This window comes from Helicobacter sp. CaF467b (assembly GCF_022664765.1).
GTDB classification, from domain to species: domain Bacteria; phylum Campylobacterota; class Campylobacteria; order Campylobacterales; family Helicobacteraceae; genus Helicobacter_D; species Helicobacter_D colisuis.
On sequence record NZ_JALAIY010000001.1, the window covers coordinates 705,083 to 725,611 of the forward strand.

General features: G+C 34.1%; 19 protein-coding genes and 1 tRNA gene. 10 read left to right on the top strand and 10 right to left on the bottom strand.

What is annotated here, in order from left to right; translation table 11 throughout:
• The first annotated feature begins 4 nt into the window (after positions 1-4).
• Positions 5-682: a phosphoribosyltransferase family protein gene (locus MKD52_RS03675; RefSeq protein WP_112056934.1), complete on the top strand. Its 678-nt coding sequence runs from the start codon at positions 5-7 to the stop codon at positions 680-682.
• Positions 683-697: 15 nt separating this feature from the next.
• Entirely contained in the window at positions 698-2,845 is a 2,148-nt protein-coding gene (locus tag MKD52_RS03680; RefSeq protein ID WP_242099285.1) for a polyribonucleotide nucleotidyltransferase, read from the top strand.
• A gap of 13 nt (positions 2,846-2,858) precedes the next feature.
• On the opposite strand, the gene MKD52_RS03685 is transcribed toward MKD52_RS03680, so the two are convergent.
• From MKD52_RS03685 to MKD52_RS03725, 9 genes are all read right to left on the bottom strand, one after another.
• Positions 2,859-3,611, bottom strand: a complete 753-nt coding sequence (locus MKD52_RS03685) for an amino acid ABC transporter ATP-binding protein (protein ID WP_112056932.1) — start codon at positions 3,609-3,611, stop codon at positions 2,859-2,861.
• Positions 3,608-4,324, bottom strand: coding sequence for an amino acid ABC transporter permease (locus MKD52_RS03690; protein ID WP_242099286.1), 717 nt, complete (start codon positions 4,322-4,324; stop codon positions 3,608-3,610). The genes MKD52_RS03685 and MKD52_RS03690 overlap by 4 nt, the downstream gene beginning before the upstream one ends.
• Before the next feature lies 1 nt (position 4,325).
• On the bottom strand, positions 4,326-5,099 hold the full coding sequence (locus MKD52_RS03695) for a transporter substrate-binding domain-containing protein (RefSeq protein WP_242099287.1): 774 nt from the start codon (positions 5,097-5,099) through the stop codon (positions 4,326-4,328).
• Between the two features lie 9 nt (positions 5,100-5,108).
• On the bottom strand, positions 5,109-6,269 hold the full coding sequence (locus MKD52_RS03700; protein WP_242099288.1) for a PLP-dependent aspartate aminotransferase family protein: 1,161 nt from the start codon (positions 6,267-6,269) through the stop codon (positions 5,109-5,111).
• A gap of 293 nt (positions 6,270-6,562) precedes the next feature.
• On the bottom strand, positions 6,563-10,528 hold the full coding sequence (locus MKD52_RS03705) for a restriction endonuclease subunit S (RefSeq protein WP_242099289.1): 3,966 nt from the start codon (positions 10,526-10,528) through the stop codon (positions 6,563-6,565).
• Between the two features lie 102 nt (positions 10,529-10,630).
• Positions 10,631-10,879, bottom strand: coding sequence for a DUF493 domain-containing protein (locus MKD52_RS03710; protein WP_181566522.1), 249 nt, complete (start codon positions 10,877-10,879; stop codon positions 10,631-10,633).
• Between the two features lie 8 nt (positions 10,880-10,887).
• Positions 10,888-11,301, bottom strand: a complete 414-nt coding sequence (locus tag MKD52_RS03715) for a YbgC/FadM family acyl-CoA thioesterase (RefSeq protein WP_242099290.1) — start codon at positions 11,299-11,301, stop codon at positions 10,888-10,890.
• A gap of 122 nt (positions 11,302-11,423) precedes the next feature.
• Positions 11,424-11,508 (bottom strand) — tRNA-Leu (locus MKD52_RS03720).
• A 58-nt stretch (positions 11,509-11,566) separates the two neighbouring features.
• Complete coding sequence (locus MKD52_RS03725; protein WP_112056923.1) at positions 11,567-12,625, bottom strand: agmatine deiminase family protein; 1,059 nt, start codon at positions 12,623-12,625, stop codon at positions 11,567-11,569.
• Between the two features lie 64 nt (positions 12,626-12,689).
• Here MKD52_RS03725 and MKD52_RS03730 point away from each other — a divergent pair, with 64 nt between their 5' ends.
• Positions 12,690-13,307: a hydrogenase-4 component G gene (locus tag MKD52_RS03730; RefSeq protein ID WP_242099291.1), complete on the top strand. Its 618-nt coding sequence runs from the start codon at positions 12,690-12,692 to the stop codon at positions 13,305-13,307.
• Between the two features lie 31 nt (positions 13,308-13,338).
• Entirely contained in the window at positions 13,339-14,340 is a 1,002-nt protein-coding gene (gene tsaD / locus MKD52_RS03735) for a tRNA (adenosine(37)-N6)-threonylcarbamoyltransferase complex transferase subunit TsaD (RefSeq protein WP_242099292.1), read from the top strand.
• An 18-nt stretch (positions 14,341-14,358) separates the two neighbouring features.
• Here the strand turns inward: tsaD and hisS are convergent, their stop codons facing one another.
• Positions 14,359-15,660 carry a histidine--tRNA ligase gene (gene hisS, locus MKD52_RS03740; protein ID WP_242099293.1) on the bottom strand — a complete coding sequence of 434 codons (1,302 nt, stop codon included), beginning with the start codon at positions 15,658-15,660 and terminating at the stop codon, positions 14,359-14,361.
• 161 nt (positions 15,661-15,821) lie between these two features.
• Between hisS and rpmE the strand changes: the two genes are divergently transcribed.
• The 6 genes from rpmE to MKD52_RS03770 are packed head-to-tail and all read left to right on the top strand — an operon-like array spanning position 15,822 to position 20,526.
• Positions 15,822-16,025, top strand: a complete 204-nt coding sequence (gene rpmE / locus MKD52_RS03745; RefSeq protein ID WP_005020629.1) for a 50S ribosomal protein L31 — start codon at positions 15,822-15,824, stop codon at positions 16,023-16,025.
• A 10-nt stretch (positions 16,026-16,035) separates the two neighbouring features.
• Entirely contained in the window at positions 16,036-16,854 is an 819-nt protein-coding gene (gene rsmI / locus MKD52_RS03750; protein ID WP_242099294.1) for a 16S rRNA (cytidine(1402)-2'-O)-methyltransferase, read from the top strand.
• 35 nt (positions 16,855-16,889) lie between these two features.
• The gene (gene rlmB, locus MKD52_RS03755) at positions 16,890-17,576 is read left to right on the top strand and encodes a 23S rRNA (guanosine(2251)-2'-O)-methyltransferase RlmB (RefSeq protein ID WP_242099295.1); all 687 of its coding nucleotides are present in this window, start codon (positions 16,890-16,892) and stop codon (positions 17,574-17,576) included.
• Entirely contained in the window at positions 17,563-18,483 is a 921-nt protein-coding gene (locus tag MKD52_RS03760) for a hypothetical protein (RefSeq protein ID WP_242099296.1), read from the top strand. Before rlmB ends, MKD52_RS03760 begins: the two co-directional genes overlap by 14 nt.
• The gene (locus tag MKD52_RS03765) at positions 18,477-19,304 is read left to right on the top strand and encodes a hypothetical protein (protein WP_242099297.1); all 828 of its coding nucleotides are present in this window, start codon (positions 18,477-18,479) and stop codon (positions 19,302-19,304) included. The genes MKD52_RS03760 and MKD52_RS03765 overlap by 7 nt, the downstream gene beginning before the upstream one ends.
• 10 nt (positions 19,305-19,314) lie before the next feature.
• The gene (locus tag MKD52_RS03770) at positions 19,315-20,526 is read left to right on the top strand and encodes an LL-diaminopimelate aminotransferase (RefSeq protein WP_242099298.1); all 1,212 of its coding nucleotides are present in this window, start codon (positions 19,315-19,317) and stop codon (positions 20,524-20,526) included.
• Positions 20,527-20,529: the final 3 nt, after the last annotated feature.

A 20,529-nucleotide genomic window follows, 5' to 3' on the forward strand; every position in this document is an offset into this window, starting at 1 on the left:
AATTATGGGCGGTATGACACATTCTTTAATGCGCAAGGCATTGTTTGAAAATCGCAATGATGCATTGCAAAAATTACTCAATAATATGCCACTTAGCTTTTTTGAAAATCAAGATTGTATTGTGGTTGGAATCTCTTTTAATGGAATCTTGTTGGCAAACTCCTTAGCACAAGCTATCAAAGCACCTTTGGCATTTCTCTTTACTGCTCCAATTCTTGCTCCTAATAATCCTGAGTGTGAAATTGCTATGGCAACAGAAACTCACGATGTTGTTATTAGTGAAGCATTAGTGCGTTCTTTTGGGATTAGTTTGGACTATATTTATGGGGAAGTGCAACGGCAATATGAAGATAAAATGCTTCCACTTATCTATCAATATCGCAAGGGAAATCCGCTTATTTCACTTAAAAATAAGCGCGTTTTGTTAGTAGATGATGGGATTGATAGTGGTTTAACAGCACTTTCTGCAATAAAATCTGTTACGACTTTACAAGCAAAAACAATTTATTTTGCAACACCAGTGGCACCCTATGAAGTTGCTAAGGCAATGGAGGAAGTAACTGATGGGGTATTTTGTCTTTATAAAACAAAAACATTTGTAGATATTGACTATTACTACAAGGATTATCCGCCTGTTAAACCAAGTATGATAGAAGAAATTTTTTCAAAAATACAATCATAAGCCTAAGGAGTAAAAATGGGACAAGTAACTTTATCGTTTTTAGAAAAAGAAGAAAAATATATTTTTGATAAGTTTGCAAAACAATGCAGTGGTAGTGTTTATTTGCAAAGTGGAAATAATGTTGTATTGGCAACTATAGCCATTGACACGCAAGAAGTTATAGAAGAAGATTTTTTGCCCTTAACAGTTCAATACATTGAAAAAGCTTATGCAGCAGGGAAGTTTCCTGGTGGTTACATCAAAAGAGAAGCTAAGCCTGGTGATTTTGAAACTTTGAGTGCTAGAATTGTAGATCGAAGTTTAAGACCGCTTTTCCCAAAAGATTATTGTTATCCTACACAAATTACCCTTATGGTTTTGAGTGCTGATGAAGATGCGGATTTACAGCTTTTAGCGCTAAATGCTGCAAGTGCAGCACTTTATGTGAGTGAGATTCCGCTAAGTTTTCCTGTGAGTGCTGTGAGGATTGGGAGAATAGGGGGCGAGTTTGTGATAAATCCTAGCTTAAAAGAGCTAGAAGAGAGCACATTAGATTTATTTGTAAGTGGCGTTAGAGAAGAATTATTGATGATTGAAATGAGAAGTTTTGGGGGAGTTGCTATTCATCGAGAGAATGCAGAGTTTAGTGCTAATGAATTGAGCGAAGAAGAAATGATTGAAGTTTTGGAAATGGCTAAAAAGGCAATTTCTCAAAGAAGTCAAGCGCTTGAGGAATCTTTTAAAGAATTTGTGAAAACTCCAATAGTTTTAGAAAATAAAAGAAAAAGTTTTGTTTCAAGTGAGATTGTGGGATACATTAAAGAATCACATTTAGAAGAACTAAAAAGTATTATTCAAAGTCTCTCTAAGACAGAACGCAATAGCCTTTTACACGCTTTTGCCAAAAAAATCCAAAAAGAATGGGAAGAGAAGAATCTAAAAGAGATAGAATCGCTTGAAAAATGTGTGTTAGAGAGTGTGTTAAAAATTAAGCGAGAGATTATTAGGGCAATGATTTTAGAAGAATCCAAAAGGGCTGATGGGAGAGGATTAAAAGAAGTGCGTCCAATTAGTATTGAAACAAATTTTCTGCCTAATGCGCATTCAAGTGCGCTTTTTACGCGTGGGCAAACACAGGCTTTGGTAGTGGCTACTTTGGGTGGAGAAATGGATGCACAAAGTTATGAATTACTTACGGATAAAGCACCACTAAAAGAGCGTTTTATGGTGCATTATAACTTCCCGCCCTTTAGCGTTGGGGAGGCAAGTAGTATTTCTGCGCCTGGTAGAAGAGAGCTAGGACACGGGAATCTTGCTAAAAGAGCCTTGGAAGCAAGTGTGATTAATGGAGATTTAAAGACGATTCGCCTTGTTTCTGAAATTTTAGAATCCAATGGTTCTTCATCTATGGCAACAGTTTGTGGTGGATCTTTAGCGTTAGCTGCTGCTGGGATTAAATGCACAAGTTTAATTGCCGGAGTGGCAATGGGACTTGTATGTGAGAATGATAAATATGCGATTTTAACTGATATTATGGGTTTAGAAGATCACGATGGTGATATGGACTTTAAGATTGCTGGTTCTAGGAGAGGAATCACAGCAATGCAAATGGATATTAAGATAGGTGGGCTTAAGAGTGAAATTTTGCAAAAGGCATTAACACAAGCCAAAGAAGCGCGGAATCATATTTTGGATTTAATGGAAGAGGCAAAAGAAAAAATCGTACTTAATGAATCGGTTTTGCCAAGCTTGCAAATTTTTTCAATTGAGCCTAGTAAAATTATTGATGTGATTGGACAAGCAGGGAGAACGATTAAAGAAATTATTGAAAAATTTAGCGTTGCAGTGGATTTGAATCGTGAAAATGGTGAAGTAAAAGTCAGTGGAAGCAATAAAGAAAAAGTAGAAGCGGCTAAAATGCACATTTTAAAAATCATAAAAAATCCTCAAGAGCTTTATAAGATTGGTGATATTTATCAAGGTAAAGTGAAAAAGATTGTGGAGTTTGGTGCATTTGTGGAGTTACCAAAAGGCTATGATGGACTATTGCATATTTCAAAAATCACGAATAATCGCGAACAAAAAGTTTCTGATGTTTTAAAAGAGGGCGATAATGTGGAAGTTGAAGTGTTATCGCTTAGTAAAAACAAAGTGGAGTTAAAACTATTGCAGATTCTAGCCTAATTTCATTTTGGGCTTAGATAATATATTCACAATCCATTTTTGTAAATTTATCCAAAAATTGCCTAGCCCTTTGTGTTTTGGGTTTTGTAAAAAATTCTTCGGGAGTTGCATCTTCTAGAATCTCCCCATCAGCCATAAAGAGGATTCTATCTGCTATTTTCCTTGCAAAATTAAGCTCGTGCGTTACTAGAATCATTGTTTTGTTTTGAATCATTTTGATAACATTTAAGACTTCATCTACAAGCTCAGGATCAAGTGCGGAAGTTGGCTCATCAAAGAGTATAACCTCAGGATTAAAAGCTAAAGCTCTAGCTATGCCTATTCTTTGTTGCTGTCCTCCACTTAGCATACTAGGATAGCGATTAGCTTTATCTTCTAAACCAACCATTTTTAAATATCCATAAGCAATATTTTCTGCTTCAGCCTTGCTGTATTGATGCACTGTGATTAGAGATTGTGTGATATTTTGGAGTGCAGTTTTGTTAGCAAAAAGATTGTAATTTTGAAAAACCATTCCCGTATTTTTTCTAATTTTAATTAAGTCCTGCTTTTTGATTTTATGGGAGAAGTCAATTTTAATATTATTTAAAAGCATAGTTCCACTATCAGCGCATTCAAGGAGATTGATACATCTTAAAAGTGTGCTTTTTCCCGATCCACTAGGTCCTAAAATAGCATAAGTTTTATTTTTTTGGATATTTAAAGAAATATCTTTTAAAACTAAATGACTATGAAAGCTCTTAGTTAAATTCTGAATGCTTATCATGATTTCCCCATAACTTTTTTATAAGAGATGAGTTTTGCTTCAAGTATGGCAAAGCTTTTTTCCAAAACAATGCTAATAACCCAATAAATAAGTGCAGCTATGATATAGACTTCCAAAAATTTAGAACTTCTATCAGCTTCTAATGTTGCTATGCCCATTATTTCTGGAACTGAAGCAGCAAATACCAACGAAGTTTCTTTGATAAGCATAATAAAAAAATTTAAAATATTAGGCAAGGCTAAAAGCATACTTTGTGGTAGAATAATAATAAATAATGCTTGGGTGGTGCTCATTCCAACGCTATAAGCGGCTTCTAATTGTCCTTTGTCTATGCTTAAGATGGAGCTTCTAAAAATCTCACTAAGGTATGCAGAACAATATAACGCATACACAAGATACATAAAATAAATAGCATCGATACCCGAAATATCAATGTTTAAATTATATTGATAATTAAAATACCTAAGCACTAAGGGGATACCATAATAGGCTAGAAAGATTTGAACTAAGACAGGAATTCCCCTAAAAAAAGAAATATAAAGTGTTGCCAATTGAAATAAAATAGGAATTCTATAAATTCTTATTAAACTTAAGATTAATCCTAAAATAGCACCCAATATAAAGCCAACAATGGCGATGGCTAAGGAGATTGGAACTCCTTTTAATAAAGTGGGAATGGCACTTAGAGCATAGTCGAAGTCAAATAATTGCATTTTACTGACTTTGATCTACCCCAAAGTATTTTATGGAAAGATCGTGTAGTTTTCCTGATTCTTTTGCTTTTGTTAGCGCAGCATCTACTTTTTCAATGAGCTCTTTGGATTGATTCTCTTTTCTGAAAGTGAGATAAACTGGACTTTGAGAGATACGCTCATCAAGCACTTTAAGATTCAATTTTTGTTCTTTGATGATATCAGCAATAGAGGCAGGATCATTTAAATGAATATCTATGCGCTTATTAACTAAATCTTGTAGAAGTGGTATTAAATCTTTGTAATATCGTATTTCTAAGACATTTCCATTTTTATTATTCCATTCTTCAAGGATTTTTGTGTGTGCAGATCCTACAACGCATCCTGCAATCTTTCCTTTTAAATCTGAGGTTGTGTTAATATCTGTATTATCAGCTTTAGCAACAAATTGCGAAGTGCTTACAAAATAGCTCTCTTTACTAAAGAGGTATTTTTCTTCTCTTTCTTGTGTTTTGATGATTTGGTTAGCAAGCATATCAAATCTAGCAGAATCTAAGCCTAAAAATAGAGCATTCCAAGGTGCATAATTAAAACTAAAATTCAAAGATGGATCAATTTCTTGTAAGATTCTAACAACTTCAACATCATAGCCTGTTATTTTTCCATCTTTATCCACATAAGAAAAGGGTTTATAAGCGCCCTCACTACCTACTTTTATGCTTTGTTGGTTTTCTGTATTAGAACAAGCATTTAAAAGAAATGCGATTAATGCTATTAGTAATAATTTAATTTTCATAAAATTCCTTTAAATTTTATTTAATGCAAAGTCTAGGGCTGATATTAAATCCTCTTCCTCTTCTAATCCCACTGAGAATCTTAGGAGATTTTTAGTAATATTCATTTGCTTTTTGATATTTTCATCAACACTACCATGACTCATATAATAAGGGCAACCAAAAAGACTCTCAACGCCACCCAAACTTTCTGCTAGAATAAATAAATCTAGGTTTTGAGCAAAACGCTTCATTCCTTCTTCATCTGTATCCAAATAGGCACTTACGACAGCACCAAATAAGCCATTCATTTGCTCTTTAGCCAAAGCATGTTGAGGGTGAGAATCTAAGCCTGGATATAAAACTTTTTTAATTTTTTTATGTTTCTCCAAGAAACTAGCCACAGCAAAGGCATTCTCACATTGTTTTTGCACACGCAATTTTAAAGTTTTAACACCCCTTGCATTGAGATAAGAATCAAAAGGGCTTAAAATCATTCCTGTGCTGTTTGAAACAAAGCGAAGTTTTTCATAAAGTTTTTCATCATTAAGACAAATAGCACCGGCAATGCTATCGCTATGCCCATTGATATATTTGGTCAAGCTATGCAAAACTACATCAGCGCCAAGATCTAATGGTCGTTGTAAAAATGGTGTAGCAAAGGTATTATCAACTATGCTTAAGACATTGTGTTCTTTTGCAAGATTGCAAATTGCTTTAATATCGCATATTTGCAAGAGCGGATTTGTAGGCGATTCAAGCCAAATGGCTTTAGTGTTTGCATTTATAGCGTTTTTGATATTTTCTATCTTTGTCATATCGACATAAGTTACCTTAATGCCAAAATGATTAAACACAAAACTAAGCAATCTTCTAGTTCCGCCATAAATATCATTAAAGCAAATGACTTCATCGCCACTTTTAAGAAAACTAAGAATAGCTACACTTTCTGCAGCTTGACCACTAGCATAGGCGATACAATGTTTTGCATTTTCTAAAGCCGCCACCTTTTTTTCTAAGACTTCTCTTGTTGGGTTTGTTAGTCTGGAGTAGCTAAAGCCTTTAATATTATTTTCATAATCAGGTTTTGCAAAAGTGCTAGAGAGATGTATGGGAGAAATAACATCGCTTGAAGTGTGTCCGCTTAGATTTGGATTTTCAGCTGTAGTAATAGCTTTGGTACTAAAGTTCATAAAAAACCTTTTGTTTATAATCTATAATGTTTAAAATAGACTGAAATTATATTAATAGAAAATAAATATAAACTTAAATTTAAGATTCAATTAAATATAAAAGGTATTGCGTGATAATATTGCTTAGTTATTTTTCAGATTAAAACTAAGAACAAAAAGTTTCTGATGTTTTAAAAGAGGGCGATAATGTGGAAGTTGAAGTGTTCGCTTAGTAAAAACAAAGTGGAGTTAAAACTATTGCAGATTCTAGCCTAAAATTTTTAGGCTTGTTTTGTGAATCTGCCTAGAAATGCTTAAAAAAGGTATTTTTTCAATACCTCTTGTTTTTGAGATTGTAAAAGCGGAAGTGCAGAATCTAAAAAAGAAATTTGAGATTGGATTGTCTCGATGCTTTGTGTGATTTTGGTTTGAATCTCAAGCGGTGGAAGGGGGATTTGTATATTGGCTATATTTTCATTGTAGAGTCTTTCTATTACGCTTCCACTTGTTTTGTATTGTTGCCAGTCTATCTTTTGATAAACTACAAAAAGATAGTTATTTAATGCTTTGGTTTCATTATTGCTAATCCACACAATGTTCGAATCTTGGAAATATGCCGATTCTCCATTATAGATGACTGATTTACCAAGAGTTCCAGCTGCAGAAATTAGCACCTCACCTTTTTTGGGATATGGGTATTTTTGTTTATAGTTTTCAAATTTCTCTTTATCTATGTAAGTGGTTGCCTTACCGCCGAAAGTTCCTATTTTGTAGAATGGTATGCCATCAACTTCGTTTGTTTCGTGCTTAAAAATTCTTTTGCACATACTTATCTTTCCGATACTTCCCAATTTTACTTTTTCCCATCCATTGCTTGGTGGAGTTGGGAGAGTGTTTAGGGTATTTGTTAGATTCTGCAAAAATGCTTTAGAATCTTGTTTTGTCTTTCCTAAAAGCTCAAAGTCAAGTTTGGATTCTAACTCTGCTAAAGACATTAGGATAGAATCAAAATCTTTTGTAGATTCTGTAGTAATCCCACAATGCCAAAGAATTGCTTTAATGAGTTCTTGGTATGCCTTGATACTTTGCTCTATTGTGTTGCATTGTGATTCTAGGCTTTCACATTCTGCAACGATTTGTGTTTGAATCTCAAGCGGTGGAAGCGGGATTTTAATGTTTTCTTTCAAGATTGTGCTGTTTAAACTTTTTCCAAAGGCATTATTGCCTCTTATTAAATTTAGATTTAATATTTTGCTTTGAAAAAAATATAAAAGATATTTATCAAGAATCTTTTCTTCGTGTATCGGAATAAGTCCAGCTATGGCTTCATTTGTATATAAATCTTTTCCTGCTATTGCAGTTTTTCCGATGCTTAATTTAAAGCTCAATAATGTTGTATTTTTTGGTATGAGCTTAACATTTGATTTTTTGATAGCTTCATCTGTAATTTTTTCTTTGGTATCTAAAATAATTTGTCCATTCATTTCTGCAATGGAAACCCAAAGATTATTGCCCTTAAAATAGTCAGGATTGCTTCTAGAAGGAGTTCCACCTATTAAAATATTGCATACTTCCCCTAACTTCACCAACTCATACTTAGAGTTTTCAAAAGGATTTTGTGCCTTGCCCTCACCTTGTGAATTGATAGGATTTAAACTTATCGCCTTATTAAACTCCACTTTGCTAAAATCTATCATATCAATTAGTCTTGCCTTTGTGGCGTAGGGTTGCAATTCTTGTGGGATAGAATCAAGCGTATTGTCAAAAGATTTGCGTATCAAGGTGTTTAGTTTAAAATCATTGTGTGGATTGTCGCGTTCAAAAAGTGGGCTTTCATAAGGGCTTGATAATTCTTTTAAGCCCTCATCGCCTTTGCGATTACTCCATTCATAGCCTAAGAATCGCTTTTGTTCTTTTATATCGCTTGGGGCTTTGATGATAAGCACTTCTTGATTGAGACTTAGAGAGAAATAAAGCAATTTGTCTTTTTCAATCTTTTGGGCGTAGGATATAAAATATGTGCGTTCTAGGGAGATTTTGTCTTCATCTTTAGAATCTCTATAAGTTTTAGATTCGGTAAGTTTTTTGTATTCACTTGTTTGCTTAAACGCATTGAGATATTCTTTGAAAGTATCAAGCTTTAGAATCTCATCATTAAGATTTCCCTCCAAAAAGCTTAAAAAATGCTCTTTGTTAAACTCTCTAAAATCACAATATGCACTTAGATAATTTTGATAAAAATCATCATTGTCTTGTAGATTTTCTGATTCTAAGCGTTCTTTTATAAGGCTGTAGTCTTGGGAGACAACGCTTTCTTCTTGTCTAAAAGTTTCTTTTTTGCGTAAAAATAAAATAATAGTGTTTGTGCCTGTTGCACCAAAGGTTTGGCTTCCAAGCTCTGCAATAGCGATAAAATCAAAGTTTTGGAAAAGTATTTCTCGTGTGGATTTGTAGATAGAATCTTTGTTTAAAATGGAGCTTGGCAAAATGATAGCGGCTTTTGCATTGTCTTTTAGAATCTGTTTGGCTCTCTCGATAAAAAAGCATTCAATGGAATTGTTAGATTCTATATTGATGTCGGCATTAAAAAGCTCATAGGTTTTTCTGGATTTTGGGCTTAGCGTTTCTAGGAAGCCTTTGACAGAATAGGGTGGATTGGCGATGAGTACATCAAAGCTGTGGTTGTCAATTTGTGGCTTTTGCTTGTTGCCTTTATCTGTTTTTGGATTTTCTAGTTCATAGGTGGCAAGGGCATCGGCGTAGAGGATATTGATTTCATTTTGCCCATACATAGCACTTGAGACTTTGGAAACCTTGCTTAGGCGATATTCTTTTTCGATTCCATAGATGTTTTTGTAATGCTCTTTTAAATCTTGTGTATTGATGTAGCGTTTAATCTCATTGGCATAAGTGTTTAGAAAATGTCCTGCACCACACGCATAGTCAATGACTTTTAGAGGTTTTGTGCTTAGCATAGAATCTAAGGGGAGAGAATACACGATAAATTCGCAAATTTGCATAGGGGTGAAAAACTGCCCCTCATCTTGCTTCATACCTTTTTGTAAAAACAATTCAAAGAGATTGCCTAAAAATTGATTGGTAGAGTTTTGTGTGAGTTTGTAGGGTGCAAAAAGCTCAACGATTTCTTTTAAAACAAGGGCATTTTTTAAAAATAATTCTTTGTTATGCACTTCAAGGAATGCAAAGTCGTTGTTAGAGTAGAATTTTAGTTCTTTGATGTAGTTTTGCATTGTTGCTTTGAGGGCTTTGACTTTGAGTTTTTTGAAGTCTTTTTCTATGTCTTCATTAGAGACAAAAGTGATTTTTTCGCCCAAAAATTCTCTCATTGCTTCTTTGTAAAGCCACATTAACCTATCTTGCATACTCGCATAAGTATCTGCCATTACGCCGCGATAGCCAAATTTTAGATTGTCTTTATAAAAACTCTCATCATAAATTTTGCAAAGAAAAATATTGACTAGCTTATCAAAGGCATTTTCTTTGCCTGAAATATTGTGTTTGCGTAAGATTTTAGCAAATTCGTGGTATTTGCCCTCTTCTTTGAGCTCTTTGAGGTTTTCAAAGGTTGGGGTTGTTTGTAGAATCTTATAAGCGTTGATATTGTTTTCAAAAATACCTTGCTTTTCGTGGTGAAATTCATAGCTTTCTTTCCATACAGAAAAAAGTTCAAGATTGTTGGTTGCTTTTGTATAGGATTTTTCTAATTCTTTTTCGTTTAGGTATTCTTGGTTATCAAAGGCTTGTATGATGTAGTTTTGATATTTGAGAGTATCATCTATAAAGTCGCTTGTGTAGAGACATAGATATTTCACGCCTCTTTCTTGTTGAAAATAGGAGAAAAGTTGTCCGCCATTTTCTAGCATTTTTGCCCATTCTTTGGCAAACTCGCTATTTTTAGAATCTGTGGTTTTGCACTCGATGAGTAAATAAGGACTGCCTTGATGATCTCGCACCAAAATATCTGCTTTCCCACCTTTTGCCTCTCGCCCTAGATTCCACCTTGGCTCTAGCTCTAAGTGTTCTGGCTTATAACCCTTTTGTAATAGCCTATGCACACATTCAAAAACGACGAAATTTTCTGGGTGAGAAAAGTTTGAGGTGGTTTTGTCGTGGATTGTGATTTGCGTGGGGTAGATGATTTCTTGTTTGGCACAATCTACCCCTATGGTTATATCGCCTATGGTTTTTGTATAAACCTTGTCATTTTGTATAAATCCTAGAGAATCTAAAAGTGATTCTATATTTTGTTTTGTAATCATTTCGCACCTTTTGCATTCACCGCATAAAGTGTTAATTCTAACTTTTTGTTGCTTAGAAAAGAGATTCTTTTGGTGTAAATAGATGAATATTTGTATTTTGCTTTAAAGCACAAATTTAATGCGAGAATCTTTTTGTAAATCTGCAAAGATTTTATCTCTTTCTTCTTTGGTTTCTACATTAATTTCTAAGTTGATACTATGGTATTTTCCACCGCTACTTTCTTTGCCTAGAGTGTGAATGAATTCTTTTTCAATGATTTCAAAAGCAGCTTCTATGAGTTCTTCTTTGCTGTTACCGATGATTCGATAATGCCAAGCGCAAGGGTATTGAATTTCGTTTTTGTTTTCCATAAAATTTCCTAGTGTGAGATTTGAAAGATTTCTTTTGCCCATTGTGGAATCTTAGTGATTCTTTGAGTGGTGGTTTCAAGACAAACAAGCGTGATAATGGCGGCAAAAATAGGCTTAGAATCTAATTTTTCAAGGCTATTTTTTTGCAAAGAATCTCTAAAGATAGTCTGTTTTAGAGTAATAGAGGCGTTTTTTTGCTCTAGAATCTCGGTGTGAATTGTTAGTAAATCTCCAAGTTTGGCTGGAGAAAGAAACTCTAAAGCCATATTTTTTACTACAAATCCGATATTGTTTTGTTGTGGCAAAATGCCTTGAGAAAAAAACCATTCACTCCTTGCTCTTTCGCAATATTTAAGGTAGTTTGAGTGATAGACAATTCCGCCACAATCTGTGTCTTCATAATAGATTCTTGTTTGATACATTTGGCTTCCTTCCATTTTGTAAAGGGTATTTTATCTTTTTGGTTGTTTAAAAGCAAATTGAGAAGTTTGAAAACTAGAAAGTTTGAAAATGGATTTTAAAAGTTTGGGGCTTAAAATAAAGATGGTGCGGAAAAGAGGACTTGAACCTCCATGCCTTGCGGCGCCAGATCCTAAGTCTGGTGCGTCTGCCAGTTTCGCCATTTCCGCAATTGAGAGAATGAAATTCTATCTAAAATAACTTAATCTAAAATGAAAAGCCAAAAAATTATTGAAATTTTTTGAGCGCTTCATAATTTAGAGTGCCTTTTGGGAATTGCATAGAAATGCAATGGAGGCTTCCGTGTTGTCGGATTAGGACAGAACAATCAATGGGGATAATTTTATGCTTTGGAAGTGCTTTTTGGAGAATCTTAATTGCCTTGTTGTCATTTTTGTCGTGATAAATTGGCAATAAAACGGCACCATTTAAAAATAAGAAATTAGCATAGGTTGCAGGAAGTCGCTCATTATGAAAATACTTAGCCTCACAAAAGGGTAAAGAGACAAGTTTAAAGGGCTTTTGATTGAGATTTTTTAGTTTTTTTAGTTCTTTTTCCATTTTGGCTAAGGCTTGATAATGTTCATCATTTTTGTCTTCACATTTGAGATAAGCAATGGTGTTTTTATCAATAAATCTAGCTAAGGTATCGATATGGCTATCGGTGTCATCTCCTGCTAAATAGCCGTAGTTAAGCCATAGAATCTTTTTGGCTCCAAAATCTTTTTTAAGGATTTTTTCAATCTTGTTTTGGGAATAGGCTGGATTGCGATTTGATTCTAAGAGACATTGAGTGTTTGTAAGTATGATTCCCTCGCCATTTGATTCGATGCTTCCACCCTCTAAGATGATTTTTTTGGTTTTAATTTGTTTAAAAATCCCTAGTTTATGGAGTTGTTTGGTGATGTTGTTGTCATAATTGGCTGCAAATTTTAATCCCCAACCATTAAACCCATAATCTAGTACAAGATTTTGCCCTTGATAGTTAATGGTGATTCCCCCAAAATCTCTAGCCCAAGTATCATTAGTTGGTATCTCTATAAGATAGAGATTTTTTAAATATTTAAGATTCCATTGAGAGTTTTTGGCATAACTTTTGATAATTTGCTTTACTTCTTCTTTGTTTTGACATAAAACAAGACAGGATTGGATTTGAATGATTTCATAAATGATTTGACAATAAACTTCCCTAACTTCTGCCAAATATTCTCTCCAATCAGAATCTTGATGAGGGAAAGCTAGGAGAATACCATCTTGTTTAGTCCATTCGGCATAAAATTTTTTCATTGTTGCTCTTTTTTAAAAAAATGTCGATATTATTATATACAAATTTTTGGTCAAGGAGGACAATATGTCAATACAATCTCTTAAAAGTGGTGTTGATTATACGCAAGAATTACAATCAGCAATGAGTTCTAGTCCGCTATCAAAGGAAACTTCTAGCGCAGAAGAGAGACAAAAAAAGATTCAAGAAGTCGCTTCAAAGGTTGATGCAAAATCAGTAATGACTGGCTATATTGTGCAATTTCAAATGGAAATAAGCATAGTAGCTAAAAATAATTTTGGTGCGCAAGGCGCTACTGGGTTTATGGGGACAAGTGCCTCTGAAGATCCTGCTAAGCTCAATAGCATTTTAAGTGGATTAGATTTAGAGGAGATTGGCTATGATGGGAAGGCATTGCAAGATTTAACGACGCAGGAAGCCAAAGATTTAATTAGTGAAGAGGGATTTTTTGGGGTTAGTCAAACTTCAGAGAGAATTGCTGATTTTGTTTTGGCGGGTGCAGGTGATGATGTCAAAAAACTTCAAGCGGGGAGAGAGGGAATTATACGCGGTTATGAACAAGCAGAAAAGACTTGGGGTGGGGAATTACCAGATATTAGTAAAGAAACCCTGCAAAAAGCTTTAGAAAAAATTGATAAAAAACTTTCAGAGCTTGGTGCAAATGTCTTAGAGCAGGAAGTGTAGAGTTAATTTAACAAAAATAAGGGGTAAGTATTTGATTTTAAGTATTGAGAGTAGTTGTGATGATAGTTCGATTGCTATCACGCAAATCAAAGATAAAAAGATTGTTTTTCATCAAAAAATCTCACAAGAAAGGGAGCATTCTAGTTATGGAGGAGTGGTCCCTGAGATTGCAAGTCGTTTGCATGCAGAGATTCTTCCGCAAATTTTAGAGCACACTCAACCTTATTTTAAAGACTTAAAAGCCATTGCAGTTACGACAGAGCCGGGGTTAAATATTACTTTAATGGAAGGCTTAATGATGGCAAAAACCCTAAGCTTTGCACTTGAAATTCCTCTTATTAGCGTAAATCACCTTAAAGGACATTTGTATTCGCTCTTTTTAGAGCAAGAAGCGATTTTTCCCTTGGGGGCTTTGTTGGTTTCTGGTGGCCATACAATGCTGCTTGAAGCAAGAAGTTTTAATGAAATTAATATCATTGCGCAAACTATTGATGATAGCTTTGGAGAAAGCTTTGATAAGGTTTCAAAAATGCTTGGGCTTGGTTATCCTGGAGGTCCTATTGTGGAGTGCTATGCAAAAAAAGGTAATGATAGGGCTTTTGAATTGCCTTTACCCCTCAAAAGCAAAAAGGATTTTGCTTTTAGTTTCTCTGGGTTAAAAAATGCTGTGCGACTAGTCATACAAAAACAAGAATCGCCAAATGAAGCTTTTATGGGAGATGTTTGTGCAAGTTTTCAAAGAGTGGCAATTGAACATTTGAGTAAAAAAACTCAAATATTTTTTGAGAAAAATTCTAAAAGTGCTGATTCTTGGAAATATTTTGGAGTTATTGGCGGGGCTAGTGCAAATCTTGTGTTGCGTAATGAGATTCAAAAAATATGTGATTATTATGGAGTTACATTGCTTTTAGTACCTTTGGAGTATTGTTCGGATAATGCAGCAATGATAGGCAGAGTTGCCTTAGAATCATACTTTAGAGGTGAGTGGAGTGATTTTAATTTGCAAGTGAAACCTAGAGTGTCAAGTCTCTAGATTTAATTAAAAACAAAATTACTTAAGAATATCTGCAATTTTTTCTAGGGAAAGTTGATTTTGTTGTTCTCCGTTTTGCATATTTTTTAGTGAAGCGCTATGGGTGGCTTGTTCGCTTTCTCCAGTTATAATAACCCATTTGTAGCCTTTGTTGTTGGCGTATTTAAAAGCCTTTTGTGGTTTAATAATTTCTGGATAAACTTCAATTTTTATTCCAAGTTCTCTCAAGTTTTTTGCAGTGGCATAAGCATATTGGAGATTGTCAAGTGGAATTAAAATAGCTTTGGCAGGTGTGCTAGAAGTAATCAGTTCTAATTCTTCTAATCCCGCTAAAAGCCTATCAAGTCCAATGCTTGCGCCCACCCCACTCATTTTTTCATTAGAAAAGTTTTGCGTGAGATTATCATATCTACCTCCAGAACAAACCGAACCCAAAGAGGGTAAATCCCCTAATGTAGTTTCATAAATAATTCCTGTGTAATAGCCTAAACCCCTTGCAATAGAAAGATTAATTTGATAAAAGTTTTGAGGGATTAGGGAGGCTAGAATCTCACAAAGTGCTTCTAATTCTTCTAAGCCTTCTTTGAGTGTTTGATTATAAGTCTTATAAGGAGAAAGCAAGGAAAGGAATTTAAGAGAATCGCCCTCTTGTTTGAGTGCAATAAATTCAAGCAAAGTTTGGATTTGAGTTGGTGTGAGCGAAGTTTTTTCTTGGAGCTCTTTGCTTACGGAATCTTGCCCAATTTTATCAATTTTATCGATGATTCTTAGGATTTCAGTGGTATCCTCTTTAGCATTTAGCGATTCACATAAGCCATTAAAAATTTTGCGATTGTTGATATGGATTGTGAAGTTTTTTAAGCCCAAATCACTTAAGCTTTGGAAAATTACTTGTATAATCTCTGCATCACTTCCAATGCTTTGTGTTCCAATGAAATCAAAATCGCATTGTGTGAATTCTCTATAACGCCCTTTTTGTGCTCTTTCTCCGCGAAAGACATTTCCAATACAATAGCGCTTAAAGGGTAATCCAAGTTCATTTTTGTATTGAGAAATAAATCGAGCAAGTGGCAAAGTTAAGTCAAATCGCAATGCCACTTCACGACCACCATGATCAATGAAATGATACATTTCTTTTTGGATTTCATCACTTCCTTGTTTTTTTAGAATCTCGGCATATTCTAAATGTGGGGTTTCAATAGGGGTAAAGCCAAACTTTTCAAAGGAAGTTACAATACTTTTTAGCATCTGTGATTTAGCATAAGCTTCTTTGGGAAGTCTGTCTTTAAAACCGCTAAGTGTGCGAGGTGTGATAGGCATTTTACACTCCAAATTCGATAGAATTTAAAACAGAAATTTTAGCAAGAAAAAAAAGAATAAAAAATAAAAAAGAATGGTTTTACATAAAATTTTATAAAAATATGCTATGATTACAGCTTTAATTTGTATTTGAAAACATAACATAAAGAAAGGTTAGTTGAATGAAAAAAGGAATTCACCCAGAATATGTGCCTTGTAAAGTAACTTGTGTTACAAGCGGAAAAGAGATTGAAGTAATGAGTGTTAAGCCAGAGTTGAGAATTGATATTTCTTCTTTTTGCCATCCTTTTTATACAGGTTCTGATAAAGTTGTAGATACTGCAGGTAGGGTAGAGAAGTTTAAACAAAGATATAATCTTAAATAACCATATTAAAATGGTTACTTTTCTTCCTACTCCAATAGGAAATTTACAAGATATTTCATTCCATACTTTAGAGGTTTTAGAGAGATGTGAAGTGCTTTTGTGTGAAGATACAAGAGTTACTAAAAAACTTCTCTCTTTGCTGGTAGAGCGTGGTTTTTTAAAAAACAAAATTTATCAATATATTCCCTTTCATACACACAATCAAGCTGAATTTTTAAAACAAGTTTCTTTGGATTTTTTTTCACAAGACATTGCTTTTTTGAGTGATGCAGGTATGCCTTGTATTAGCGACCCTGGAGTGGAGTTGGTGCGATTTTTACAAATCAATGCTTTGGAATATGAGGTGGTAGGTGGTATTAGCGCTTTAACTTTGGCGGTGGCTTTTAGTGGAATTGTAGAGAAAGAATTTACTTTTTTGGGATTCCCCCCTCATAAGAAAAAGGAGCGTTTAGAAAATTTTGCAGAAAATTTTAAAAGTGCTTACCCACTTATTTATTATGAATCGCCTCATCGTTTGCTAGAAACACTAGAGATGATGTGCGAAGTGGATAGTCAAAGAGTGGTTTTTTTGGCAAAAGAACTCACTAAAAAATATCAACAAACTTATAAAGGCACACTTCAAGAAGTTTTAAAAGAATTACAAAAAACTTCTATTAAGGGAGAATGGGTTGTGGTGCTAGAAAATAAAAAAGAGATAGAAAAAGAAAAAACACTCACTCAAGAAATGATTTATTTATTAGACATACCTCCAAAAATCAAAGCAAAAATATTGTCAAAATTAAACAATAAACCAGCAAGTGAATATTATGATTTGCTGTGTCAAAAATAAATAAGTAGAAAAACAATGAAAATAGGATAAAATTAATGGTTGTTTATGGAAAGCGTATTGTTGAGCTAATTTTGGCGCAGCATCAAGAAAGAATTATTAATATTTATTTGGCTAAAGAAATTGATAAAGCTTTTTTCAATCGCTTAAAAAAAACACAAAAACCAATTTTAAGGTTGGATTCTAAAAAAGCACAAGCAATGGCAAAGGGCGGGAATCACCAAGGGTATTTGCTAGAGATTGAAGCCCTAGAGCCAGTAGAATTTCGCTCCATTAAGTCTATGGATTTTGTGCTTGTTTTATGTGGAATTAGCGATGTTGGGAATTTGGGCTCTTTGTTTCGTAGTGCTTATGGGCTTGGCGTGGATGGTATTGTGATTTGTGGGATTCATGACTTCAAGCAAGAAGGTGTTTTGAGAGTGAGTTCAGGGGCAATGCTTGGAATGCCTTTTTGCGTGGTATACAATCCTTTGGATGTTTTTCATGAACTAAAACAGGCAGGTTTTGTATTGCTTGGGACAAGTTTGCAAGGGCAAAATTTACCGATTTCTTTAGAGGGTAAAAAAGCATTAGTTTTAGGTAATGAGGGCGAAGGGCTTTCAAAAAAGGTCTTAGCAAAAATGGATTATAATCTTACAATCCCTATGAAAAGAGATTTTGATTCGCTTAATGTGGGCGTAGCGGGAGCAATTTTAATAGATAGGATAATCAATGGAAGAGATTGAAAAGTTAAAACAAATTGGTGCAAAGGAAATCGCTAACAAAACTCATATCGCATTAAATAAAATCGAAAAGATTTTAAAAATGGATTTTGAAGGATTAAGAGATAGAGTAACTACCATTGGTTTAATTCATATTTTAGAGCGCGAATATCAGATTGATTTGCAAAAATGGTGTGAGGAATATGAGAATTTCTTAAAAGAGAACAAAGAAGAAAAAGAAAAGACAGAGGCAAATATTAATTTTAAAATTATGCACGAAGCAACACAGCAAAATGATTTTAACAATGGTTTGATTATCACTGCGGTAGTAGTCATTCTACTTGCAATTGGAGCTTATTTTTATTTTAATTTTAATTTTAATTTCATGAATAATTCTGTTGAATCTGTAGAGCAAAATAGCACACAAGAACTAGATATGAAAGAATCGCGCAATGAAGTGATGGATAAAAGAATAATACAGGAAAATACAGAAGTAGAAAACAATGCAACGCAAAATTTAGAAATTGCACCTAATCTCAATCTTGATTCCTCTGCTTCAACGCCTTTAGAAGATACCCTTAAAACAAATAGCAACCAAGAAATTCTTACTGAAGAAAATCCTTTAGAAGAAGTAGCACCACAAGTTGAGGCTAAAGTTGAAATTCATCCCTTGTCTAATGTGTGGATGGGAATTATATATTTAGACACTAAACAAAGAGAAACAATGATTGTGGATAAGACTTTTAAAGTGGATTTAAAAAGACCACAAACTATTATTACAGGGCATGGAATGCTAGAGGTGAAAAATAAAGACAAGATGGATAACTATAATCTAGCAAGGCGAATGTATTTTATGGTGAATGATAAGGGGGAGTTTGTGGAGATTAATAGCGCTCAATATCGTCAATATAGCGGAGGTTTGGAGTGGTAAAAAGAATCTTTTTTGCTTTATTATTGATTTTTTTTGCTAATTCTAAACTTTTTTGTAATTCTTTAGATTTTCACATTATCTCACTTGTTGGAGTGCAGGATTATCGTGTGAATCAAAAATTCATACAGAGGCTTTTTGATAATCAAGATGAATTTTTAGATGGAGTTGGACAGCCTAATTTGTATAAAATCTCTAAAGTTCTCAAAGAAAATGGATTGCTAAAGCTGACTTTTGGAATACCTATGGAACTTGAAGTTTCATTTGAGATTAGGCAAAATCCAGCAGCTTTTATGAGTGTGCTTTCTGATGTTTTGGGAGCGATGGGATATTATTATTTTTTAGTAAAGCAAAGCATGCTTGATAGTGAGAAATATCGTTTTGTTTTGTCGATGAATACAGAATATGCCATTGACCCTGTGTTATTGCAAGAAAAGTTGCGTGATTATGGGTATAATGTTTCAAAAATTGAGAGACAAAATGTTAAGCAGTGGGTGTATGTGATTACTCAAGATATTTTAAAATACCCTAAGGCTGTGTTGTTAGAAAAGGGGATAGTTCAAAAAAATGCAAATCTTAAAGGCGAATATTGGTATTCTCTAAAAGAGGGGGGTAAATTATCCATAAGTAGCTTGGGCAATGTTTTGTGGTATCCTAAGATTGTTTTTTTTGATGAGAATTTGGGGATTATCAAAGTGGATTCTTTGGAAGATTCAGTTAATAGAACAAGTGTGATGATTCCAAGTGGGACGGCTTTTGTTAAAATTAGTGATAACTATTTACCGATTGTTATTAAGGGTGGTTTGAGCGTAACTTTAGAATAAAGGAGTTTAAATGTTTGATGAAATTGAGTTTGAGAGAATAAAAAGATTACCAAAATATGTGTTTGCCGCTATCAATGAGATTAAGTTGCAAATGCGACAAAATGGTGAAGATGTCATTGATTTTAGTATGGGAAATCCTGATGGTCCCACTCCAAATCATATTATTGAAAAGCTTTGTGAAGCAGCCCATAAGCCAAAAAACCACGGATATTCTGCAAGCAAAGGAATCTATAAGTTACGACTAGCAATCGCAGATACTTATAAGCGTAAATATGGGGTGGAATTAAATCCAGATACACAAGTGTGCGTGTCAATGGGTTCTAAAGAGGGTTATGTGCATTTGGTGCAAGCTATTACCAATCCAGGTGATACAGCAGTTGTTGCAGAGCCAGCTTATCCTATTCATTACTATGCCTTTATTTTATCGGGTGCAAATGTTGCAACTTTTGGGTTAAAATGGAATGAGGATTATGAATTGGATATGGAATCATATTTTCAATCGCTCAAAAACGCACTACACAATACAATGCCTAAGCCAAAATTTGTTGTAACAAATTTTCCACACAATCCAACGACTGTTGTAGTGTATAAGGAGTTTTATGAAAGATTGGTAGCATTAGCCAAACAAGAGCGATTTTATATTATTAATGATATTGCCTATGCGGATTTGAGTTTTGATGGCTATGTGGCGCCTTCTATTTTTGAAGTGGATGGAGCCTTGGATGTTGCTGTTGAGGGTTATACACTCTCAAAAAGTTATAATATGGCAGGTTGGCGTGTGGGTTGTTTTGTGGGGAATGAAAGATTAATTGGCGCATTACAAAAAATTAAAAGTTGGCTAGATTATGGGATTTATACTCCTATTCAAATTGCTTCTACTATCGCACTTAATGGGAATCAAGAATGTGTTAAAGAAATTGCAGATAAATATGAAAAGAGAATGGAAGTTTTAATAGAGAGTTTTGGGGCAGCTGGATGGAAAATGAAAAAGCCTAAAGCAAGCATGTTTATTTGGGCAGAAATTCCTGAATGTGTAAAGCATTTAGGAAGTATGGAGTTTTCTAAACAATTATTGCAAGAAGCAAAAATTGCTGTAAGTCCGGGGATTGGATTTGGGCATGAAGGGGATAATTATGTGCGAATTGCATTGATTGAAAATGAAAATAGAATCCGCCAAGCCGCTAGAAATCTCAAAAAGTTTTTATCACAATTTAAAGCATAAATA